Origin of the sequence: Borreliella garinii (genome assembly GCF_001922545.1) — a bacterium.
GTDB lineage: Bacteria > Spirochaetota > Spirochaetia > Borreliales > Borreliaceae > Borreliella > Borreliella garinii.
The window spans coordinates 1-20,326 of record NZ_CP018747.1 but is presented as its reverse complement, the minus strand read 5'-3'; the positions used below and the strand labels follow the sequence as shown (position 1 = coordinate 20,326).

The window sequence follows — 20,326 nt, the reverse complement described above, 5'->3', positions numbered from 1 at the left end:
GTGAAAAATTATGCAATTTTATGATTTACGCGAAGTTTACTTTTCAATCGGTGGTAGACAACTGCATAGTGGTAAGTTAGAACTTACAAGTGAGCCTACAACAAGAGCAATGGTTAGTAATGAAGACAAGGGAATGCCTGTAATAAGCTTGAGGGATCCTAAAACCATAACTTATATTTTCAATATTGAAGTTACTCTAGGTAGTTATGACTATATTTTGTTAACTGAAATTTCAGATGATCAGTTTTATAATATGGATGTTAGCAAATATGATAAAATGCTTGATTTAGTATTCAATGACAGAATTGCTACCAAAATTATTACTAACTATGCAATTTTTACTGAAGAACCATCTAGAAGTTATTCAGCAGAAGCCGAAAAAGTTACTTTTGAAATTAGAGCTATTAATTGCCAAAAAACCAACCCAAATAAAAACTAAAAGGAGAATTTTACTATGATAATGCGATACAAAATGAAAATTTTGACTAAAAACAAAACCTATGAATACCCACTTAAAGTATTGCCGGTCTATGAATGGGACAAGGTACTGGGATTTAATCAAGGTGATGCTGTTTATAAGCTTAATGAAGTGAAATATCTAAGAGAAATTACAAGCTTAATGATAAGTCCAAAATTTTTAGACGAATTCTATGCGATTCTAGATGCAAATAGAGAATTTATTTCTTACTACAAGGATTATCTTGTTGCTATTATTTACACCGCGCAATTTAATACTTTTCATATGGACAATGATCTAAAAACCCCCGCTTTAGTATATCTGAGTGAATATGAAAATAATGTTGGTGATTTTGTTACTTTTGACTATATCAATGATAATTTTGATTATACAAAAGTAACTGCTTCACTTACATCAAATTCTAATGAGCTAGATACTAAATGAGCAAAAGAAATAGAGAGCTTAATCAAGCTCTTGCAAGTCTTAATGAGATCAGAAAAAAGTATTTTAACTTGCTTGATGAGATAAAAAACAATAAGTACTACTTTCCAGTAATAATGAATATTTGCTCGTACGAAAATGTTAAGAAATTGCCTTATGATGAGCTTATTGAAGTCAACCAAATCGCCGATTTTAAATTAGAAAAAGAATTGTATGAATTAATTCTAAGTAAATGAGGGCTTAATGAGGGACAAATTCACCATTAAATTTAAAGGTATTCTTGATCATGCAGCAACAAAAAAGTCTATCGAACAAGATATTACCAAAATGGAGAAATATCTTAAGCCTAGAAAATCTAGTTTGGGTAGTACTAAAGATATTGTAAAAAATAATTTGGCAGATAAGAAAAAAGAATTAAGCAGACAATCCAAATTTGAAAGTTTAAGAGAGCGCGTTGAGAAATATAGACTTACACAAACTAAAAAGCTTATAAAACAAGGCATGGGATTTGAAAAAGCCAGAAAAGAGGCATTCAAAAGATCTTTAATGTCTGATAGGGATAAAAGACGCCTGGAGTATAAAGAACTTATAAAAGAATCAAAGGCAAAAAATAAAATGATGGCGGCTTCTCAAGGAAAAGGACTTGTTGCCAAAATTGCAATAGGTAGTGCCCTAGGAAATGTTATTAGCAATGCTATGGGTAAAGCAGCAGGAGGATTTTTGGGATTTGCTAAAAAATCGGTTGAAGAAGCATCCAAAACGAATAGAACTAAACTTCTCAATAGCGCGTTTTTTACAAAAGAAGAACGTGATACGATTATGGGAGCTAAAGGTAAAAGGGGGATTCTTAGTGGAATAAAGGGATTTGAGCGTGACTTAGAAAAAGAAGAGTTTTTGCATCAGGCGAGCGTCTTTAAAGGTACTTTAAGAGATTTAGATAGGTTAAGTACAGATAATTTGAAAAAAGCAATAGAATTTTCAGCTATGATAAAATCTAGCGGTGCTATGAGCAGTGAGGATGCTGTAAAAGCTGTTAATAGTCTCCTTGGTGGAGAAGGGGATGAGCTTTTCGATTTACTGAAAAGGTCGGGGATTGGCGACAAATATATAGAAAATGCTAAAATAGCTTGGCAAAGCGGAGCTAAAGTAGATCTAGAATCTAGAATTACTAAAATGGTTGAAATGATGAGCGATTACAAAACTTTAGGTATTGCAAAAAAAGCCGACACCAAAGAAGAGATCGATAGCAATTTGGCCTCAGCTGAGCAAACTCTTTCAAACTTAACCAACACCGTTCTGGATCCATTACTTAAATTCATCAAAATGGTCACTGATTATCTTAATGGATTTACTTTTCAAACACATGTTATTGAGCCTTTTTTTAAAGGGTTAAAAAGCCTTTTTGCCAATTTGCCGTTAATTGGTAGGGCTTTTAGAGATAATCTCGAACCTACCCCTAGTCCACCTAAATCAAGACCAAAAAGCAAAGAAAATGAAGATAATAATAACGATACTCCATAATTTTGATAAAAAGGTAATTACTTATGGCTATTAACAGTGAAAAAATGTCGTCTAATGATATTTTTCAAATAGTAAAAGATGTAACAACCCAAATATTTGCTCTTTTTGGAGCAGATAATTTTTTAGTGCTATTTCCTAGACCAGATCTTAGGGGATTTGGCTATGTTCCCCAATTATTCTTTGTGAGACCAAAAAACCAGCTAATATCGCGAACCTATAATACTGGCTGTTCTAAAAGACCGGTTATCAACTATTATGATAGAAAAGCAGAATATGTAAGTTACAATCCCGTAATGACGGGTGAAAATATCTCATTAAGCGGTGGGGTGTTGACCTCTTTATATAAAGAGATGCTCTTGCCACTCAAAATGACTGTTTTTGGCAATTCTTTGCTCCGCTTTGATGCTCACCTTGTAAAAGAACAACTAGCCAATAGACTGCAAGCTCAAGTTCCGTTTACTATCTACAGCCCAACTTTTGGCCTTAAAGAATTAGCTATAATTACAAGTCTTTCATTTACAGACACTCCATTCATTGATGAAGTTGAAGTAAATCTTTCAATAGAAATAGTAAAAACATTCACATTAGAAAAATATAAAGGATAATCTATGTTACTAAGTTACGACTTTAAGATTGAATTTTACAATATAGATAAATCAAAAAAATCAATTGATGGAATTCCTTTTCCTGAAGAAATTCCTAAAATTATAATAAATACACAAGATGGAATTCATGTTGATATTTCCATATCCAACGTGTATTCAAATATTCATACTATAAGTTCCAAACAAGCAAAAATTGTACTTTGGAACTTGCCTCTAGACTTCACCCACGACATTAAATTTGGAGATATAGTAAAAATATACTATAAAAAATTTGCCTATGAAAAAAGATTTGATTTTATAATGGCTGGAACTTTAGGACCCCCTATGAGTACTGATTATCCCGGTGGAGATTTTAGTGTCGAGCTTGACGTTCGTTTACTAACTAAAAGCAACTTTTTCAATAGAAAGTTGAGGCGTAAAGAATTTAAGGGTATAACAGTTGAAGAGGCAATAAAATCTGTATTTCCCAATCGCAATATTATTAATATGGATGAAAAAGATAGACTTCAAATTATTGACAAAAATATTTATGCATCAACACCAAAAGAGTTCATCGACAAAATAAAAGGAGTATATGTTCATAACATAATAGCTGATATTGGTACTGGTGTAAAGGGATATGACTGCAATATTATATTTACCAAATATAAAAAAGAGGGGAAAAATGTACACTACGAGGCATTAGAAGATTATGGACTTGAGTTTATCCCGCAACAAGAAATTACTTTGGGTACCACGCTCAAGGTGAATCTTACATTTTGGAACGCCAAAACATTTTACACACACAAACTAAATGTCGGTGATAAAGTTTCATTCATTGATGGACTAGGAAATATTATCAAAAACACTATACAAGAAACAACTGCCAAACTTAGTAACACGGGTGAGTGCTCATTAATACTTAAACTATATGATGATTCTAATAGTATTAGATTAAGAAGGTAAAGGGATTTAAAATGAACAAAGAAGAGTATGAAATTTATAGAATGCAACAGCGCCTTTACGGGCATGCATTAGCACAAGAAGACATGAAAAATTGGATTTATTCAAACATTTTTATAGCTCGAATTGGCACTGTAAAGACGTTTAAACAGAAAACCCAAGAGGCTATAGTTACAATGCCAGAATTTGAAAATTTAGAAATTCACACAAAAAATATATCTAATATCAGCCTTGAACTATCAAAAGGCGATACTGTTTTACTACTTCAATCAAGCATTAATCTTTTTGATAAAAATGACAATATTCATTTTGACAAACATCATTTTTACATTCTTAGCGCAATTGGTCCAAAAACTTTGAATCTAATTTGTGATAATATTAAAATCAAAACAACTAGTACGATTGAAATAGCCAACCAAACAACTAGCTTGAAAAAAATTCTAGATAATATTATAAGTGCTATCAATGGTATAACTATCATAGGGGACTCAGTAATTGATCAGGCAAGCTTAAGAATAGCAACTTCTAGAATTACTGCTGATATCAACAGTTTATTTAAGTAATTTTTGCTAAATATGATATAATTAAATCAATATGGATTTAAGAATTGGTGATAATTTCAATTTGGTGTACAATAATGATGTTTTGCTTGTTGATGGAATTAATGAGCAAAAACAACAGCTGTTTATCTTTCTTAAAACTCTAAAGGGTAGTCTAAGTTATGCTCCTAATTGGGGATTAGACTACTTCTTACTTTTAAAATTGCTCAAAATTAATAATCTACAAGCCGTAAAAAACTATTTTCATGAACTATCTAAGGAGCTTAACTTAGATATAATCAATATCTCAATTGAAATACAAGCCCATAAAGTACATATATCCTTTTTTTTCCCGGGCGATGTTTTGAACATGGAGTTTGATTTATGAGCATTGTTTTTGATTCTGATTTTGGCATTCTAAAACGTACAATTAAGGATATAGTAAAATCTAAAAGAGAATACTTAAGAGTAAAGTATGGTATTAATATTGATAATAATCATAGCTCAATTTACAACATAATTGCATCTTCTTTAGCATTAATTGAAGAAGAAATAATTAATGAACTTAATCTGTTTTTTTCTAAAATGAAACCGGGTAGTACTTATTGGGCTGCTATTGAAGAACACATCTCTTCTAAAAGCACAACTTACAGTGCGGTTCGCACTGCTTTACTTAATCTTACTGGAGTAGAGCATGCTAATATCAAAAGTTCAGCTGGTAAAGCCAATATATATCTAATTCTAAAAGAAGATTTACTAGATAGCGGTAAAACTAATATTAACAATTCTGAATTCAAGGCTCAACTTTGGGAAACATTATATCTTACAACTCCTAGTGGTACTTTACTTGATGGAGACATAGAAATTGATGGCCTCAACTCAACTGGACAGCTTAAATCCTACAAAATATCACTCGGCAAAAGAAAATATGTTTATATGAAAGTAAAGTACAAACTTGATCTAAAAAACTATCTCTACTTAAATATAGACGCTCAAATTAGAGACATATATTCTAGGATTATTTCAAACAACTATTCTGATATGGGAATTAGTTTTGAATATCAAGACTTTTTTGCTCCAGTTAACGAAGTAAAAGGAATTAGGTCAATGGAAATTAAAGCTTATGTTAAAGATACAGATACTCAAAGTATTTCAAGCATTAGCGATGGCGATTTTCAAACAAACAAAGATATTGCCGTTACTAATGATACAATGCTACTTTTCAATACAACTGATCGACTGCTTATTGACATTGATAATTAAAAATTATGAAAATACCCAATTTTTTAAAAGATACTCAAGTTCATAAATTTCTAATTACAGAAACTGAATACGCACAAAAACTGCTCAATGAGCTTAAAGTGCTTAATTCTAACTTCATATCCATTGATGCAAAAGAAAACGTTAAATCACGATATATTGCTATATGGCTATCTCAAGTTTTATCAATTTTTTATGCAAAAACTCAAACTTTAAAAAGCATTACAAGCAATATTAATAGTGTTATTTTTGCTTTGCGCCATATTGGCACCGATGAATCATTTAGACTAATTTTTAAGGCTTTTTTAAATGTGGATGTTTTAATTACTACACCCGATGCTGGTGTTATTGATATCTCTTTAAAAGGGGCTATAAAAACAAACTTTACTACATTTATTTCACCCAGCACTGCAAAAGGTAAACTACTTAAAAAGATACTAATTAGAGAAAAAAAATCAGGATACGCTGCTTCTAAAAAAACTTTAGTATTCAACTCACTTCCTAAGGACTATGATCATTCAATTTATGCGTTCATAAAGAGAATTATTCCTATAGGTAGGGTTCTTAAAATTAATGACAAAGATGGTAAAAATATTATCACTTTTAATGATTAGGGGGGCTTAATGGCCGTAGATCAAGAAAAATTATTAATTGATGAAGAAGAAACAGTACAAATTAAAGATTTGAATAGGGTTAATGAGGTTAAGAACACGGACCTTTTACTACTTGATGATGGAGTTGCAAGTAGCAATGCTATTACTTATGAAAATTTTTTGAAAACCACTAAAGACAAAACCTTTAAGGGCGAAGGGCTCGGCTATTTTAAAGAAATAATCAAGTCTACAATTGCTGAAGAACTTGCAGCCAATACAGATTTTGTAGAAAAAATTTATACTAAAATAACAGACAAACTAATTAACAATGATTCTACTAATCTTTCTAACCTTTTTAGCAAAATAAAATCACAACTTACAAATAGTATATCATCAGCTACTCTATCTAGAAGTGACAATCTTTTGATAATGCCTAATTCAAGCAGCATTCAAAAAACACCAATTCCTAAACAATTACTGGGAGTGCCGTCTGATTTTACGCATGGTAGAAGTTTTGCTTTTGGGCCCACACTTTATTCATATGAATATAAAGATAAATCAATAACTATCAAAATGGAAAACTCCGATACCGCTACTCTTGTTTTTTATAAATATAATGATAATTATCCTATTTATCTTGATATTGAGCTTGATGTAGAACACTATAACAATATAACTACTAAAGCGGTATATCTAAAGTATAACGATGAAACTGAAAAAAGTATGGTTTATGAACAATCCTATGCCCCACGAGGACTATCTAGTAGAGTTCCTATGTACAAAGGATGGTATGTCCAAAAAAGAGCATACACATCAGGAAATTCAATTCCAGTTCTTTTAAAACTGTGAACTTTTTTAGCAAAAATTAAAGTTTTGGTATATAATATATACATGTAAAAATTAAAATCGAGGATTAAAAAATGGATATTAAAATAACAGAACTTCTAATTAATTTAAACGAAATAAAACTTATAGCCGTAATGATTTTTGTAACAGTACTAGTTCTAGGAGGGTTGATTCTTCTAAAACCACTACTAAAAGACATATTATCTATAGTAATAGGCAAGATTTTTAAAAATGGAAATGGCAACAATCATATTAAAAAACGGGATTAATTTATGAAATTATCTAAAGATAATGTTGAAATTGGACTTGCGTCTTTATCAAACTTGATTGATATATTTTCTAAATTTGAAGATGAATTTGATGAGATGGCACACAAGGGATTCTTTTTAGTTTATGAACTGTATTCTCATTATGCATTAATATACAAATCTAATATGGAAAGACTTGAGAGTGCATTAACCCCAACAATATTAAAAATACTAGCCCCAATAAATGAGAAAATCAATCAATGTATTGATCTAGTTAATTCTGATGAAAAAAATCTAAAAATATCTAATGATCTGAAATTCAATCCAGAAGGAAAACCTATCTATAAGGAAAGAACAAAGAATGCAAAATAATACTATTGGCTTAGGGCTTAATTTACTATCCAGCTTAACCAACATAGCTAAAACTGATACTAATATAGATCATAACTACATTAATACTTTTAGCAGGGTAATAGATTTTTTTTACAAAACATACATAGGATCACTAAAGTCTATGGAAACAACCGAATCAATGAAAATATTTAAAGAAATACAAGACATTGTGAACTGCAACATTGAGATAATAGAAGCTATTTCTAACAGCAAAAATAAAAGAATCATATCTTCACTAAAAGCAAAGCGTAATAAAATCATGAAAGAATATGTAAACGCTCTCAAAAGAGGTGAAAATGCTTAAATTATCAAACTACTTCTTAATTACTTTACTACTATGCTGTACTACTATTGCTAGTTTACCAGAAGAGCCAGAGCCGCCAATTATTCAAACACTAGAATCTTTGACTAAATATGAGGCGCAACTATCAGATTATGTTATGTATCTTGTAACATTCTTAAGTAAAACAAAATCTAAAGTTAATGATCCAAATTACCCAACATATACTTATCCTGATTTATCAGAACTAAAAGACGAACACTCAATAACTTCAATAAAATATAATATCAAACTACTTTTAGAGTATATTCAAAAAACAAAACCTATAGCTAAAAAAGTCTATAATCAATATTCTTATTTAAAAATGTAAATTACAAAAAGGTTTTTCTTGCAAGAAAATATACTTCATATGTGTAAATAGACCCCGCAAACTAAACTAGTGTATAATAAGATATAAAGGAAAAATATTGTGAAAACCGTGCTAACAAATACTACAAGCATAACTGAAGAACAAATATACAATGAGTTTATACGATTGGGGATGGAACAACTAATAGCACAAGATTTATCTAAAAGATATTATCACAATGAACTTACATATAGAGATTTAGAAAATTTAGAAAAACAATTTGGAATAAAGTTTGATAATCTTGTTTCTAAGATAGATAGTATAGAGAAGAATTTAGATACTAAGATAGATAGTGTTAAAAGTGAACTTACTACTAAGATTGATGGTGTAGAAAAAAATTTAAATACTAAGATAGATTTCGTAGAAAAAAATTTAAATATCAAAATAGATAGTTTAGACGCCAAGATTGACACTATAGAAAAGAATTTAAAACAAGATATGTCTAATTTAGAAAAAAATCTCAAACAAAACCTTGACGAAAAACTCAAAATTCATGAAAAATTTTTATTAGAAAAACTTAATATAAGCAACAGATTAATAATTATTATTACAATAATAATAGCTCCAATTGCTATATCTAGCATAGCAAATATTATTACGTCGATAATTAATGGGTTTTCTAAATAGAAATTACAAATAATCCTCAAAATATATAATTTATCATTTCCAAACAATCCTCTTAAAAAGAAAAATTCAATAATAATTGTTTATTCAATATTTAGTAGCAATAATTAAATTAAACATTACTAATAAAAGAGGAGAGGAGAATGAAGATCATCAATATATTATTTTGTTTATTTTTTATTCTACTAAACAGCTGTAATTCCGATAATAATGACGCTTTTAATAAGAATAACAATCAGGAAGTAAAAAGCATAAAAAAACGTGATTTAAGCGAAACAGAAAAACCAAAATCTCCAGAAGAACTGCTTAAAAAAAAGCTAAATGATGATCAAAAAAAACAACTTGATTGGTTAAAAACCGCTTTAACTGATGAAGGAAAATTTATTAAATTCTTAGGAAATGATGAATCTAAAATAAAATCAGCACTTGAACACATAAAAACTCAACTTGATAAATGCAATGGAAATGATGAAGGAAAAAACACTTTTAAAGAAATAGTTAAAGCAGCCCTTGGGGGCAATAATATAGATAATGTAAATCAAGCAACTTGTAACAGTCAATTCTAACTAATAGCCCCCTTATTTGGGGGCTTTAAACATATTGCTATGCCGCAAATATATAATCAAATTGTTTATCTTCTTTCAACGTACAAAAGAATAATAGTGGGCTAGGGCCATAAGCAGTCCTCTTAAACGCCATAAACTTTTCAAAATCTTGTAAATCTTTTAATCTATTATTTCTCTTAAAATAGTCTTTTATAATCTCTGCCCAATAGTTTATACTCTTAAAATCACTATTTTTCTCAAAATGCGCAATTAAATCAGCTTCAATTTTCTTGATATCATCAACATTATTGGGGTCTATTTTCTGAATAAAACTTATTTTTTGAATAATTGAGTTTATATTATCTTTTGTTGTAGCGCTATTTACCCAATTTTTTATATTAGACAACGCTTCTTTAAAAACCCCATAATAATAAAGCCTATCTTTTTTTTGTTCTTGATTAATATCTCTTCTCTGGTTTTGAATAGTGTTATTTTTTTGAATTTGATTAATCTCTTGTTTTTGTTCCTTTTTTTGTACTTGTTCTTGATTGATATTAACTTGCTTGTTGGGCATAGAATTCCCGTTTTCATAATTATTGTAAATAGGGGCTGCATCAGTATCAACTTCACTTTCTATGTTAAGACATGCAACTAAAGCGTACCTTTTAAAATAAGTAATAGCTGAACCAACTAGTTGTGGCGTTGTATTTACACTTTTAGACCCATTTTCATTATTCCATTGTAAATTTTCTGTAAGTATTGGTGTATCAAAAGACTCTTCATACCCACTGATTGTGCTGTAGAATGTGGTCCTAACAACATGAACTCTACCATATGGATCATGTGTAAAAGTTGGGAATTGCTCAAAATCAAGCTCCAAATTGTGCTTATTAATAACGTTTTTTATTTCTCTAACTATTTCGTTAAAATTCTGATATTTGTATCCATATCCTTTAAGACTCTTGTCAATACCTGGTAAATTCATTTTTAGGGTTTTCATATCTTTTCTGAAGCTTATTTTTGCTTGAATATTATTTTGTATATTTTGATTATTGTTTGTTGAAACATTGTTCATAATGTACTCCTTATTTTGTTTTATAAAAATAAATATATAGCAAAAACTATTTTTGCCAACTTTTTTACAAAAATTTTTGCAAAAAATGAGGGCTTAGCTAGATTCTCTTTATAAAAGAATTAAGCTAAACCCTTATATTACATTTTTTGCAAATTAACAAAATAAGGTAGTCATACTGAAACACGTTCAAATAACTACGTTATTTGTAGTGTAGTCCATTTTAAAATTAAAATCAATTTATTTTTACCAAATTATAAAAAGTGAATTTAATTAACAAAATTAATAATTAGAATTTAATATTTTTTTAGAAAAGTATTTACTTTTAAATCAAAATTTTGCATTATATTATTTATAATTATTATTAAACAAAATAAGGAGCCTAATACAATGGAGCATTTATCAAATGACACAAAAAGTCCAAATTGCCACAATAAGCATCAACATAAATTAATAGTTCTTATTTCAACACTAGAATACATAAACAAAAAATATCCAAAATATATCCAAAGCATCATACTCTATTACTTTAATAAAAACCTAAAAAGAAATGGTCAAAATCCCGTTAAGCTAAAAACTCTGCAAAATTATCTTTACGAATTAGCAAAAAAGCTAAAAGTCACAACAAACTACCATAAACACTTGGGTGTAAATTGCGGCACTGAAATTTACTATAAACTTAATTATGAAAAAAAAGAGTGTCACCATAAGATAAACAAATTCTTTTTAGGAAAAAAACATTCAAGATTTGAAAAAAGAGTTGAAATGGGCCTTAAAGAGAAATTTACTAAAAATGGGAGTGTAGATTTTGAGGAGTGTTTAAGTAATATAAATAATAACACAAAAGAAGAAAAGAAAAAACAGATAGAAAAGTGTCAAATAATCAAATATTTCAATAAATGTAACTTTAAATGTAAAGAAATTCTTCCTTTTATTTTAAAATTAGATGTTAATAAAGGATCAAAAATTAAAATGCTTAAAGCCTCAAAAATGATTGAGACTAAGCTATTTAAAAATAAATTTTTATTTTTAAATAAATCTTGCTTTAAAGATAAGCAAAATAAACTAAAAGAAATTCTAGAAAATACCAAAAAACAATTAGAAAAAAACGGATACAATACTGAACAATTGGAAACAGAATTTAAAAAAATATATGAAAACTACAAAAATAAGCCGCATTTTATTATTGAACATCAAAAATATAACGATTTAAGCAAAATAACGTTTAAATTAGAGAAATCGATTAAATTTAAAAAAGAAAATTCACAAAAAGATTGTGAGAATATAAAGAAAAACATTTTCAACATACTTATTGAACGGCTAAAAGAAAAGGCAAATATTGAAATTATAAAGCCAATTATAAAAGCTTATTTGAATAACAAAAAGAAATTAGAATATAATAAAGTATTTGATACATATTATCATGAATTATTAAAAATAATGCAAAATGAAAATAATTCTCCAATGCTAGAAGAATTCAGCAAAAAGGTTGTATGAGGATTAAATATGGAGGAAAATATACAGAACAAGGAATTTTTAGAAAATGGATAAAAAAAAAACAAAAGTAATTACAATTGCCTCAATTAAAGGCGGCGTTGGTAAAAGCACAAGTGCAATCATTTTGTCGACTTTATTATCAAAAAATAATAAAGTTCTTTTAATTGATATGGATACTCAAGCATCTATTACTAGTTATTTTTACGAAAAAATAGAAAAACTAGGTATTAATTTTACCAAATTTAATATTTATGAGATTTTAAAAGAAAATGTGGATATTGATAGTACTATTATAAATATAGATAATAATCTTGATCTTATACCTAGCTATCTTACGCTACATAATTTTAGTGAAGATAAAATCGAATATAAAGATTTTTTGTTAAAAACCAGTTTGGGAACTTTGCATTATAAATATGACTATATAGTAATTGATACAAATCCCAGTTTAGATGTTACATTAAAAAATGCACTTTTATGTAGTGACTATATAATAATTCCAATGACAGCTGAAAAGTGGGCAGTGGAAAGTTTGGATTTATTTAATTTCTTTGTAAGAAAATTGAATTTATTTTTACCTATATTTTTAATAATAACAAGATTTAGAAAAAATAGAACACATAAAACATTGTTTGAAATGTTAAAAACAAAAGATGGGTTTTTGGGAATAATATCTGAAAGAGAAGACTTAAATAGACGAATAGCAGAAAATAATAATTTTGATTTAAATAAAGATTATATAAAAGAGTATAAAAATATTTTAGAAATTTTTTTTAAAAAAATATAAAGTCTAATTATTAGACTTTTAAATATAAAAGGAGTTTAAGTTGGATATTAAGGTAAACAAAAGAGATTTAAGCGATAATGGAAATTATATTATTGCTGATAGTGCATTAAATCATTATAATTCTTTAAAAGAAAAATTAAAAATTAATTCTAAAAAAGAAATCTATTGTAAGTTAGAAACTTTAAAAATTTTAAAAGAAATTAAAGATAATGAATATTATAAACTTGATGGGTATAAAAGTTTTGAAGCTTTTTCTAAAGATTATAGACTTGCAAGAGCACAGGTCTATAATTATTTAAAAATTGCTAATGCAATAGAAGATGGGGTTATACAAGAAGAATTTCTAATAAAAAATGGCATACTGGAAACGTTAATTATATTAAGAAATAAAGAAAGTAAAACAATAAAAAAGTCAAAACAAAACCCGATAAAACCCTTAAGATTTCAGCTTAAAAAACAAGAAAGCTACTATTTTTACAAAAATCATGCTAAATTTACAGCGTTTATTTTGGAAGAACTTCTTGAAAATCAAAAGGATTTTCTTAACAAGCTTTTAAAAAAATATAAACAATTAAAAGGATAATATTTGGATTTTATGAACAATTTAGCGTACAGAACATATAACATAGAAAGTATAAAAAATGAATTTTTAAACATAGGGTTTAGTGAAGAGGCAATAGATTTTGTTTTTCTTCATAATGATAATTATAACTTCGAATATTTAAAAGAAAAATTGATTGATGTAGAGAAGAATTTACGAAAAGATATATCTAATTCAGACACTAAAATAGACAATGTAGAAAAGAATTTAAATATTAAAATAGACAATGTAGAAAAGAATTTAAATATTAAAATAGACAATGTAGAAAAGAATTTAAATATTAAGATAGATAATGTAGAAAAGAATTTAAATATTAAGATAGATAATGTAGATACCAAAATAGATAATGTAGAAAAGAATTTGCAAAAAGATATATCTATTTTAAATACCAAGATAGGCAATGTTAAAAATGAACTTACCGCTAAGATGAATAGTTTAGATATCAAGATAGATAATGTAGAAAAGAATTTGCAAAAAGAAATATCTATTTTAAATACCAATTTAAATACTAAGATAGACAATGTTAAAAATGAACTTACCAGCAAGATGAATGGTTTAGATGCTAGGATAGATAATGAAGTAAAGAATTTGCGTAAAGATCTTAATATGGGGAACAGACTAATACATTTTATGATACTCGCAGCAGCAATTCTCGGACCAATTTTAAATGCTTTATTTATGAAATATTTACAATACATTAAATAATGAAATAATTCATAATTTGATTTTTAAGTAGCATTATTATAATGCCAATGGATATTATTAAAAAGCAACAGTTTATTTTTGATCTATTCTAAATTAGAACTTATTCAAACTTTTTAACAAAAAGAATTTAAATAAGTTCTTTTGTTGGAAAAAGACAAATTGATTTTAATTCGAAATAAAACTATAGTTAATTTGTTGAATTATTTTTATTAAAATAAATTCAGTTAAGTATCCCACCATACTTTATTAAGTTCTTTAATAAGAGAATTTAATAAAGTCTTTATTTTGTTGTAAAAATTCTTGTAAAAAATTGACAAAAATATTTACTATATTATAGTAAATATTACATGATATGTTCGTCGTGTCGCACATATAAAACAAAGGCTTCATTTTGGTGGGACTTGGCCAGTTCTTTAAGTAAAGAATTCAGTTAAGTCCCACTTTTTGCAAAAATTCTTATAAAGAAATTGACAAAAAATGTTTTTGCTATACTATACATATAGCTATAAAGGATTGCTATTATTTTAAATAAACTCAATTTAGTGGGGTTTAGCTTAGTTCTTTAATTAGAGAATTTGGCTAAGCCCTCATTTTTTTGCAAAAATTTTTGTAAAAAAGTTGGCAAAAATAGTTTTTGCTATATATTTATTTTTATAAAACAAAATAAGGAGTACATTATGAACAATGTTTCAGAAAAAAATCAAGAAAATATTCAAAATGGAGTGTCCAACATGATACATGCTGAGCAACAAAGTTTTACTGGATGTGAAGTATTTGAGGAAAAAGCTCTTCCAATTAAAGAAAAAAGCAAATTAAGCAAGATAGGCAAAAAATTACCAGGAATAAGTAGTCAAGAGTGTTTTAGATTTAATCGTAATATTGATTTTAGTTTGCAAAGAAGCAAGCTAGATAAATATGGAGCTAGTGAAGTGGGGACTGTTGTAATTGGTGGCGCTGGTCTTAAAGACGTAATGATAAATAGTGTGCTTAAATATTTTGGCATGAGTTTGCCTTTTGAAGAGAATTTATACATGTTAAAAGGTAAAGAGTTGGAAAATTTAGGATTTAGAGAATTTGTTAAGGCGTATGGTGATAATATTGCCGTTTTGTATAAAAATAAATATGCCAACGGCGTTGACAAATATAATTATTTCAAAAAAATAGACAATTTTGAGCCTTTAGTAGGCTCAACAATTGATGGATGGTTTATGAATATTTATGGTGATATAGAGCTTTTAGAGATTAAGAGTAGTGATTCTACTTATATAAGTAGTGCTATTGAAGAGTATAATAAAAATGGCAATTTTTTAAGTAGTAAGTATTTTTTCAAATACTATGTGCAGGCGCAAATGCAACTAGCATGTACTGGACTTGAGTATTGTAATTTGTTCTTTTTAATAGACGCTGCACCAGTTAATTGTAAGATAAAGAGAAATGATTCTTTAATATCAAAAGTGCTTAATTTTGTTCTTAAATGTGAACGTGAAGTTTTCAATATAAGAACCGAAATTGTTAAAAACAATCAGGTTAAGTTATTAATATCCAACAATATTGATAATGATACGTTTAATAAGCTTGTTGAAGAGATTGAAGAGTTGGTAGTAAAGAGTGATTTTTATCAATCTGGAGTTGAGTTTGATTGGATAAATGAATTTGTAGAGTATGTTGAGTGTGTAAATTTTGAGATTCAAACTGAGGAGTCTGCTATAAATCTTGAACACAATCTTATTGAGATTAATAACTTAAAAGTAGAACTAAATAAAATTCAAAATGAAAACAAAAAAAGAGAAAAACCTATAAAAGATTTGCTCAAAATTAAAATTGATAAGATTATGGATGAGTATCCACTAATAAATCATAGGAATTACAGATTCAAACAATTTGTATTCAATTATGATCCTAAAAAAAGAGCAATAGCAGATAGATTTAAAGAACTTGCACCAATAAATAATAAAGTCTTTGTGCCGAGCAATATGAGTAATATAGCATATGAAAATAGTGTCCCCTTTTGAATGGGGCACTAAAAATAAAAAAATTAAAAAAATTATTTAACATAGGAGGTTTAAAAAATGCTTATTAGTAAAATAAAACAAAACAATAGGAGTTTACTCGGAGAAATACAGAGATGGGGGTGCTATTTTTTATGTTTGCATTATTATACAAGTGTGCTTAAGAATATTGAATTTAATGCTTTTGGCATAAATGTGGCGTATCGCAGATTTTTAGGACTTGGATACATTAAAAGCAATTGTTTTATTAAAAATCCTTGCATGATACTAAATTACTATGGTATTAGAACTAGTGTGAGATATGAATCTTTTGGTTACTTTGCAGCTGCAAATGAATTTGAAATAAGTGAAGTTAAAATCACGGGGGTTAATGGAACACACTTTATTGCTACAAAAGAGAAAGAAATATTATATGATTCACTTGATTTAAGGGCTCGTGGAAAAATATTTAAAGTAACTTCAAAGCGAATATTTAAGCTTAAGTAGTTATACTACAGCTTTAAGCTATTTTTGGCGTATTTATAAGCTTGAATTTTGTTAGCAGAAGAGAGTCCGTAGATATTATCAATTTCATGGGTTGAAGAGTATTTCATAAGTTCTTTAATTTGAAAAGAATTATAACCATTAGCTTTTAAATTTGAAATAAATAAATTTCTGCATAAATGAAGTGATTTATTTACTTTGAATCCTGATTTTTTAAGAAGATTTTTGAATTTATTAGAAATATGGATAATGCTAATTTGATTGTCTTTAAACTTGTGTTTAGTTTTTTGGAAAAGATAAGTACGCCTTGTATCAAGATTTTTATCTTCAAAATGATTTTTGTGTGCTGCTTGAATAGCGTTGTACTCTTCAGAGCTAATGACAATTTCTCTAATACAAGCGACACTTCTTTTTTTTGCTACATTTACTTTTATGTTGTAAAGAATTTCACCAGTTTCGCTGGGTATAGTAGTAATATCTTCCATTTTTACTTTTTGCATTTCAGTACCCCTACATCCACTTATTAAGAGTAGATGTACAAACCAGCCGGATATTGGATCAATTTGTTTTAGCCTTTTTATACATTTTTCAATTAGTTTGCTAGTTTTTGGAGTTATATAAAACTTAGGACTGGGTTTTAGATTCTCTTTTTTGGTTTTAGTTGAATTTTTTAGAGTATTTTTAAGAATTTTATTTTCATCTATAACTTTTAGATAATCTTTAAATATTTTGAGGAAAAAATCTGTATCACCTTTATTTAAATTAAGATAATTATTAACATCCATAAAGTCCTCTCCTTATAAGTGTTACTTTTAAATTAAGTAAAAGTAATAAAAATATATAGAAATTGTAGTTTCTATTTTACAAAAAACTTAAAATTTTAGTCAAATTATGGTGCTTCTCATTGCATGCAGAATTTGGGATGTAGGATAGCTGTAATAAGCGGAAGTGGCAATTTCTAGGGGAGGCACTTAAGAAAGATATAATACTTTAAGTGATATATAGCAAAGACCCTGAAATTTAATTTGTATCTGTTTTGTAATCATTTGTAATGACCCCGCCATTTGCAATGGAGAGATTTTTGAGAGTTGGTTAAAATTACATTTGAGTTTTGTTACTTTGTAATCCGAAATGTAACAAAATTATATATTTAAATCTTTAAAAAATTGTATTTATTAGAGATTGTGTTATCTTTGAGACTTACGGAGGAACTTATGAATAAAAAAATGATAATGTTTATTATTTGTGCTGTTTTTGCATTGATACTTTCTTGCAAGAATTATGCAAGTAGTGAAGATTTAAAACAAAACGCAAAAGAACAAGTTGAGGGATTTTTAGATAAAGAATTAATGCAGGGTGATGACCCTAATAATAGCCTATTTAATCCATCCCCAACATTACCGTCAAGTCGCCATGATAACACACCTGTATTAAAAGCGGCACAAAGTGGTGGTCAACAAGAACAAAAAGAAGATAAAGAAAAAGAAGAGATTGAAAAAAAAATTAAAGAATTAAAGAGTAAGATAGAAAAATCGGATAAAAAAACTCCTATTGAAACATATCTTGAGTACGAAGGAGAGATAAAGAAAATAAGAGAAGAATTAGATGAAAAATTAAAAGATAAAAAAGAAGAGAAAGAAAAACTTGAAAAGGAATTAAAGGATTTTGAAGAGAGCTTGAAAAAGAAAAAAGATGAGAGAAAAAAGGCTTTAGAAGAGGCTAAAAAGAAATTTAAAGAGTTTAAAGGCCAAGTTGATAGTACAACTGGAGAAACTAGTGGCGAGCAAGTCAAAGGTCAAGGGCAAATTGGAGGACAAGCTTGGCTTAAGGCCCAAGAATTAGGTTTAAGTGCAAATTATTCTAGTAGCGCTGGTACTAGCGATATGACTAAAGGAATAATAGATGATGCACTTAAACAGATTGAAGAAGAGCTTGAAAATAATGGACAAGAGGCTGTAGAAAGTAAAAAAGAATAAAATAAAAAAAATTGTTTTTAAAAACATAAATTAAACAGAACAAGACTAATAATCAGTCTTGTTCTGTTATTTTAGTAAAAATATGAGCCGTATTTATTGTATAATCTTTGGAAACCATCAAGATCAAAAGTTATAGATGAAGTTTGTTTTTCAGGATCTTCACTTCCGGGAACTTCTATTGTTATTGTTACAGTTTTATGTTTTAATAATTTTGGAAGCAAATTTTCTATGCCTGGGTCAGAAGTTTTTAAATGAATCCTAAAAAACTCTTCACGGCTATAGAAATGTGTTTTATGAAGTTCCCACATGTTTCTTCCATCTATAAATCCTTCATTTAATTCTCTTATAATTTCTTGTGGTTCATTATCAAAAGAAAATTTAATTTTTATTTGGGTAATATATTTATCCCTTAACATAGGGTATCCATAATCATCATTTTCATTTTCTCTGTAAAAGTATCTTACAGTAAACATTTTATAATAATTTTTTTTACCGTATTTAATATACCTTGAATTGATAAAACTAAGACCACTAAACTTTTCATCTTCTCCTGTATAGATAGTAGATAAAGTTCCTTTGCCCCAATATGGACTTTCTTTTACTATCCTTGAAGTATGAAAATAGGAAAGCTTTACAGCTGTTTTTCCTTTCTTATGAAAATATTTTTCCATATACCCATCGTCTTTAGATTGATTATATGAAAAACCCCCGGGTCCTTTTGAAAGCAATAAAAATAATATAAATAATAAAAATATTATAAATATTTGTTTTTGAAACATATAAATTCTCCTTTTATATATTTTGAATGTTTGATTTTTATAATAATAAGCATTTTTAATATAGATCAGCAGTTAATAGATGTAAATAATTTAACGGGTTGTATTAACAATTTATTAAATTGGTTTATTATTTAGAGTAATAATTTGTTAATTTTGTTACTTTGGAGAAATGCTTTTGAAAAAAGTTAAAAGATCTTTTGATGATTATGTTGCATATTTTAGAGAAGGATCATTAAGTGATAAAGAAATAGCAGCTAGGCTCGGAGTTTCTAGAGTAAATGTGTGGAGAATGAGACAAAAATGGGAAAGTGGGGAGATTTCTGTTAATGAGGACTCTAGAGTAACAATTAGTGAGGATACTTTTGAACACCTTGTAGCACAAACTTTTAAATCTGAAGTTAAAGCCAAAAAAGTTAAAGGCGAATTGGATTTAGAGCGCGCTAATTTAGAATTAGGGTTTATACGTGCATTCAAACAATATTCTAGTATTGAACTTGCTAGTATGCTTTCAAAAATAGACGATTTAAGATTTAAAATTGACTCTTTAAATAAACAATGTAACAAGAAAAATGCAAAATGTGTTAATGAAAATATTAATTCTTTAAAAGTTGAGCTTAATGATCTTATAAAAGAGTGTTCAATAAGAGAAATGGAGCTTTACTATGAATGTATGAAAAGACTTGCTGCTGCTCATGAAGTTGATAGTAAAAGTAA

Annotated in this window: 28 protein-coding genes; 25 read left to right on the top strand and 3 right to left on the bottom strand. The window is 27.8% G+C overall.

The window, feature by feature from the left end:
* Positions 1-10: 10 nt before the first annotated feature.
* The 17 genes from BLA33_RS04915 (at position 11) to BLA33_RS04835 (ending at position 9,724) form a co-directional block, all read left to right on the top strand.
* Positions 11-439 (top strand): DUF1463 family protein, encoded by a 429-nt coding sequence (locus BLA33_RS04915; protein WP_029346934.1) that lies wholly within the window; start codon positions 11-13, stop codon positions 437-439.
* A 15-nt stretch (positions 440-454) separates the two neighbouring features.
* Positions 455-901: a DUF1473 family protein gene (locus BLA33_RS04910; RefSeq protein ID WP_029347228.1), complete on the top strand. Its 447-nt coding sequence runs from the start codon at positions 455-457 to the stop codon at positions 899-901.
* A complete protein-coding gene (locus tag BLA33_RS04905; RefSeq protein ID WP_029346932.1) occupies positions 898-1,134 on the top strand; it encodes a DUF1322 family protein in 237 nt (78 codons plus the stop codon). Before BLA33_RS04910 ends, BLA33_RS04905 begins: the two co-directional genes overlap by 4 nt.
* Positions 1,135-1,141: 7 nt before the next feature.
* Entirely contained in the window at positions 1,142-2,419 is a 1,278-nt protein-coding gene (locus BLA33_RS04900; protein ID WP_075226649.1) for a DUF759 family protein, read from the top strand.
* Positions 2,420-2,442: 23 nt separating this feature from the next.
* Positions 2,443-3,024, top strand: a complete 582-nt coding sequence (locus tag BLA33_RS04895) for a DUF792 family protein (protein ID WP_029346931.1) — start codon at positions 2,443-2,445, stop codon at positions 3,022-3,024.
* Positions 3,025-3,027: 3 nt separating this feature from the next.
* Positions 3,028-3,969, top strand: coding sequence for a DUF693 family protein (locus BLA33_RS04890; protein ID WP_029346930.1), 942 nt, complete (start codon positions 3,028-3,030; stop codon positions 3,967-3,969).
* 11 nt (positions 3,970-3,980) lie between these two features.
* Positions 3,981-4,529: a DUF777 family protein gene (locus BLA33_RS04885; protein ID WP_029346929.1), complete on the top strand. Its 549-nt coding sequence runs from the start codon at positions 3,981-3,983 to the stop codon at positions 4,527-4,529.
* Positions 4,530-4,560: 31 nt separating this feature from the next.
* The gene (locus tag BLA33_RS04880; RefSeq protein ID WP_029346928.1) at positions 4,561-4,893 is read left to right on the top strand and encodes a contractile injection system sheath initiator; all 333 of its coding nucleotides are present in this window, start codon (positions 4,561-4,563) and stop codon (positions 4,891-4,893) included.
* Positions 4,890-5,768: a DUF276 domain-containing protein gene (locus BLA33_RS04875; RefSeq protein WP_029346927.1), complete on the top strand. Its 879-nt coding sequence runs from the start codon at positions 4,890-4,892 to the stop codon at positions 5,766-5,768. The genes BLA33_RS04880 and BLA33_RS04875 overlap by 4 nt, the downstream gene beginning before the upstream one ends.
* 5 nt (positions 5,769-5,773) lie before the next feature.
* Complete coding sequence (locus BLA33_RS04870) at positions 5,774-6,379, top strand: DUF735 family protein (RefSeq protein WP_075226647.1); 606 nt, start codon at positions 5,774-5,776, stop codon at positions 6,377-6,379.
* Between the two features lie 9 nt (positions 6,380-6,388).
* Entirely contained in the window at positions 6,389-7,207 is an 819-nt protein-coding gene (locus BLA33_RS04865) for a DUF685 domain-containing protein (protein WP_029346925.1), read from the top strand.
* A gap of 71 nt (positions 7,208-7,278) precedes the next feature.
* Positions 7,279-7,473: a BlyA family holin gene (locus BLA33_RS04860; protein WP_029346924.1), complete on the top strand. Its 195-nt coding sequence runs from the start codon at positions 7,279-7,281 to the stop codon at positions 7,471-7,473.
* 3 nt (positions 7,474-7,476) lie between these two features.
* On the top strand, positions 7,477-7,824 hold the full coding sequence (locus tag BLA33_RS04855) for a BlyB family putative holin accessory protein (RefSeq protein WP_029347222.1): 348 nt from the start codon (positions 7,477-7,479) through the stop codon (positions 7,822-7,824).
* The gene (locus BLA33_RS04850) at positions 7,814-8,149 is read left to right on the top strand and encodes a BlyB family putative holin accessory protein (protein WP_031489785.1); all 336 of its coding nucleotides are present in this window, start codon (positions 7,814-7,816) and stop codon (positions 8,147-8,149) included. The genes BLA33_RS04855 and BLA33_RS04850 overlap by 11 nt, the downstream gene beginning before the upstream one ends.
* Positions 8,142-8,495 (top strand): BBA14 family lipoprotein, encoded by a 354-nt coding sequence (locus BLA33_RS04845; protein WP_029346923.1) that lies wholly within the window; start codon positions 8,142-8,144, stop codon positions 8,493-8,495. The genes BLA33_RS04850 and BLA33_RS04845 overlap by 8 nt, the downstream gene beginning before the upstream one ends.
* Positions 8,496-8,594: 99 nt before the next feature.
* The gene (bdr, locus tag BLA33_RS04840) at positions 8,595-9,161 is read left to right on the top strand and encodes a Bdr family repetitive protein (RefSeq protein ID WP_075226645.1); all 567 of its coding nucleotides are present in this window, start codon (positions 8,595-8,597) and stop codon (positions 9,159-9,161) included.
* 140 nt (positions 9,162-9,301) lie between these two features.
* Complete coding sequence (locus BLA33_RS04835) at positions 9,302-9,724, top strand: Mlp family lipoprotein (RefSeq protein WP_029346922.1); 423 nt, start codon at positions 9,302-9,304, stop codon at positions 9,722-9,724.
* 37 nt (positions 9,725-9,761) lie between these two features.
* Here BLA33_RS04835 and BLA33_RS04830 read toward each other — a convergent pair whose 3' ends face one another.
* The gene (locus BLA33_RS04830; protein WP_075226643.1) at positions 9,762-10,778 is read right to left on the bottom strand and encodes an ERF family protein; all 1,017 of its coding nucleotides are present in this window, start codon (positions 10,776-10,778) and stop codon (positions 9,762-9,764) included.
* A 387-nt stretch (positions 10,779-11,165) separates the two neighbouring features.
* On the opposite strand from BLA33_RS04830, the gene BLA33_RS04825 reads away from it, so the two are divergent.
* The 6 genes from BLA33_RS04825 (at position 11,166) to BLA33_RS04800 (ending at position 16,860) form a co-directional block, all read left to right on the top strand.
* The gene (locus BLA33_RS04825; protein ID WP_075226641.1) at positions 11,166-12,272 is read left to right on the top strand and encodes a plasmid maintenance protein; all 1,107 of its coding nucleotides are present in this window, start codon (positions 11,166-11,168) and stop codon (positions 12,270-12,272) included.
* Positions 12,273-12,318: 46 nt separating this feature from the next.
* Positions 12,319-13,059: a ParA family protein gene (locus tag BLA33_RS04820; protein ID WP_031489958.1), complete on the top strand. Its 741-nt coding sequence runs from the start codon at positions 12,319-12,321 to the stop codon at positions 13,057-13,059.
* A 40-nt stretch (positions 13,060-13,099) separates the two neighbouring features.
* A complete protein-coding gene (locus BLA33_RS04815; RefSeq protein WP_029346979.1) occupies positions 13,100-13,642 on the top strand; it encodes a chromosome replication/partitioning protein in 543 nt (180 codons plus the stop codon).
* 12 nt (positions 13,643-13,654) lie between these two features.
* The gene (gene bdr / locus BLA33_RS04810) at positions 13,655-14,365 is read left to right on the top strand and encodes a Bdr family repetitive protein (RefSeq protein ID WP_029346980.1); all 711 of its coding nucleotides are present in this window, start codon (positions 13,655-13,657) and stop codon (positions 14,363-14,365) included.
* Between the two features lie 677 nt (positions 14,366-15,042).
* Positions 15,043-16,377: a DUF244 domain-containing protein gene (locus tag BLA33_RS04805; protein WP_075226639.1), complete on the top strand. Its 1,335-nt coding sequence runs from the start codon at positions 15,043-15,045 to the stop codon at positions 16,375-16,377.
* Between the two features lie 57 nt (positions 16,378-16,434).
* Positions 16,435-16,860: a DUF261 domain-containing protein gene (locus tag BLA33_RS04800; protein WP_075226637.1), complete on the top strand. Its 426-nt coding sequence runs from the start codon at positions 16,435-16,437 to the stop codon at positions 16,858-16,860.
* Positions 16,861-16,865: 5 nt separating this feature from the next.
* Here the strand turns inward: BLA33_RS04800 and BLA33_RS04795 are convergent, their stop codons facing one another.
* Complete coding sequence (locus tag BLA33_RS04795; RefSeq protein ID WP_031489988.1) at positions 16,866-17,642, bottom strand: site-specific integrase; 777 nt, start codon at positions 17,640-17,642, stop codon at positions 16,866-16,868.
* A 429-nt stretch (positions 17,643-18,071) separates the two neighbouring features.
* Here BLA33_RS04795 and BLA33_RS04790 point away from each other — a divergent pair, with 429 nt between their 5' ends.
* On the top strand, positions 18,072-18,833 hold the full coding sequence (locus BLA33_RS04790) for a hypothetical protein (RefSeq protein ID WP_029347006.1): 762 nt from the start codon (positions 18,072-18,074) through the stop codon (positions 18,831-18,833).
* 71 nt (positions 18,834-18,904) lie between these two features.
* On the opposite strand, the gene BLA33_RS04785 is transcribed toward BLA33_RS04790, so the two are convergent.
* A complete protein-coding gene (locus BLA33_RS04785; protein ID WP_029347007.1) occupies positions 18,905-19,612 on the bottom strand; it encodes a hypothetical protein in 708 nt (235 codons plus the stop codon).
* Between the two features lie 175 nt (positions 19,613-19,787).
* On the opposite strand from BLA33_RS04785, the gene BLA33_RS04780 reads away from it, so the two are divergent.
* On the top strand, positions 19,788-20,326 hold a 539-nt coding region (locus tag BLA33_RS04780), incomplete at its 3' end, for a DUF603 domain-containing protein (protein ID WP_075226635.1).

What these genes read in the sequence shown, in the direction of transcription:
- BLA33_RS04915 (WP_029346934.1), top strand. Translation starts at nt 11, where the DNA reads ATGCAATTTTATGATTTACGCGAAGTTTACTTTTCAATCGGTGGTAGA.
- BLA33_RS04910 (WP_029347228.1), top strand. Translation starts at nt 455, where the DNA reads ATGATAATGCGATACAAAATGAAAATTTTGACTAAAAACAAAACCTAT.
- BLA33_RS04905 (WP_029346932.1), top strand. Translation starts at nt 898, where the DNA reads ATGAGCAAAAGAAATAGAGAGCTTAATCAAGCTCTTGCAAGTCTTAAT.
- BLA33_RS04900 (WP_075226649.1), top strand. Translation starts at nt 1,142, where the DNA reads ATGAGGGACAAATTCACCATTAAATTTAAAGGTATTCTTGATCATGCA.
- BLA33_RS04895 (WP_029346931.1), top strand. Translation starts at nt 2,443, where the DNA reads ATGGCTATTAACAGTGAAAAAATGTCGTCTAATGATATTTTTCAAATA.
- BLA33_RS04890 (WP_029346930.1), top strand. Translation starts at nt 3,028, where the DNA reads ATGTTACTAAGTTACGACTTTAAGATTGAATTTTACAATATAGATAAA.
- BLA33_RS04885 (WP_029346929.1), top strand. Translation starts at nt 3,981, where the DNA reads ATGAACAAAGAAGAGTATGAAATTTATAGAATGCAACAGCGCCTTTAC.
- BLA33_RS04880 (WP_029346928.1), top strand. Translation starts at nt 4,561, where the DNA reads ATGGATTTAAGAATTGGTGATAATTTCAATTTGGTGTACAATAATGAT.
- BLA33_RS04875 (WP_029346927.1), top strand. Translation starts at nt 4,890, where the DNA reads ATGAGCATTGTTTTTGATTCTGATTTTGGCATTCTAAAACGTACAATT.
- BLA33_RS04870 (WP_075226647.1), top strand. Translation starts at nt 5,774, where the DNA reads ATGAAAATACCCAATTTTTTAAAAGATACTCAAGTTCATAAATTTCTA.
- BLA33_RS04865 (WP_029346925.1), top strand. Translation starts at nt 6,389, where the DNA reads ATGGCCGTAGATCAAGAAAAATTATTAATTGATGAAGAAGAAACAGTA.
- BLA33_RS04860 (WP_029346924.1), top strand. Translation starts at nt 7,279, where the DNA reads ATGGATATTAAAATAACAGAACTTCTAATTAATTTAAACGAAATAAAA.
- BLA33_RS04855 (WP_029347222.1), top strand. Translation starts at nt 7,477, where the DNA reads ATGAAATTATCTAAAGATAATGTTGAAATTGGACTTGCGTCTTTATCA.
- BLA33_RS04850 (WP_031489785.1), top strand. Translation starts at nt 7,814, where the DNA reads ATGCAAAATAATACTATTGGCTTAGGGCTTAATTTACTATCCAGCTTA.
- BLA33_RS04845 (WP_029346923.1), top strand. Translation starts at nt 8,142, where the DNA reads ATGCTTAAATTATCAAACTACTTCTTAATTACTTTACTACTATGCTGT.
- BLA33_RS04835 (WP_029346922.1), top strand. Translation starts at nt 9,302, where the DNA reads ATGAAGATCATCAATATATTATTTTGTTTATTTTTTATTCTACTAAAC.
- BLA33_RS04830 (WP_075226643.1), bottom strand. Translation starts at nt 10,778, where the DNA reads ATGAACAATGTTTCAACAAACAATAATCAAAATATACAAAATAATATT.
- BLA33_RS04825 (WP_075226641.1), top strand. Translation starts at nt 11,166, where the DNA reads ATGGAGCATTTATCAAATGACACAAAAAGTCCAAATTGCCACAATAAG.
- BLA33_RS04820 (WP_031489958.1), top strand. Translation starts at nt 12,319, where the DNA reads ATGGATAAAAAAAAAACAAAAGTAATTACAATTGCCTCAATTAAAGGC.
- bdr (WP_029346980.1), top strand. Translation starts at nt 13,655, where the DNA reads ATGAACAATTTAGCGTACAGAACATATAACATAGAAAGTATAAAAAAT.
- BLA33_RS04805 (WP_075226639.1), top strand. Translation starts at nt 15,043, where the DNA reads ATGAACAATGTTTCAGAAAAAAATCAAGAAAATATTCAAAATGGAGTG.
- BLA33_RS04800 (WP_075226637.1), top strand. Translation starts at nt 16,435, where the DNA reads ATGCTTATTAGTAAAATAAAACAAAACAATAGGAGTTTACTCGGAGAA.
- BLA33_RS04795 (WP_031489988.1), bottom strand. Translation starts at nt 17,642, where the DNA reads ATGGATGTTAATAATTATCTTAATTTAAATAAAGGTGATACAGATTTT.
- BLA33_RS04790 (WP_029347006.1), top strand. Translation starts at nt 18,072, where the DNA reads ATGAATAAAAAAATGATAATGTTTATTATTTGTGCTGTTTTTGCATTG.
- BLA33_RS04785 (WP_029347007.1), bottom strand. Translation starts at nt 19,612, where the DNA reads ATGTTTCAAAAACAAATATTTATAATATTTTTATTATTTATATTATTT.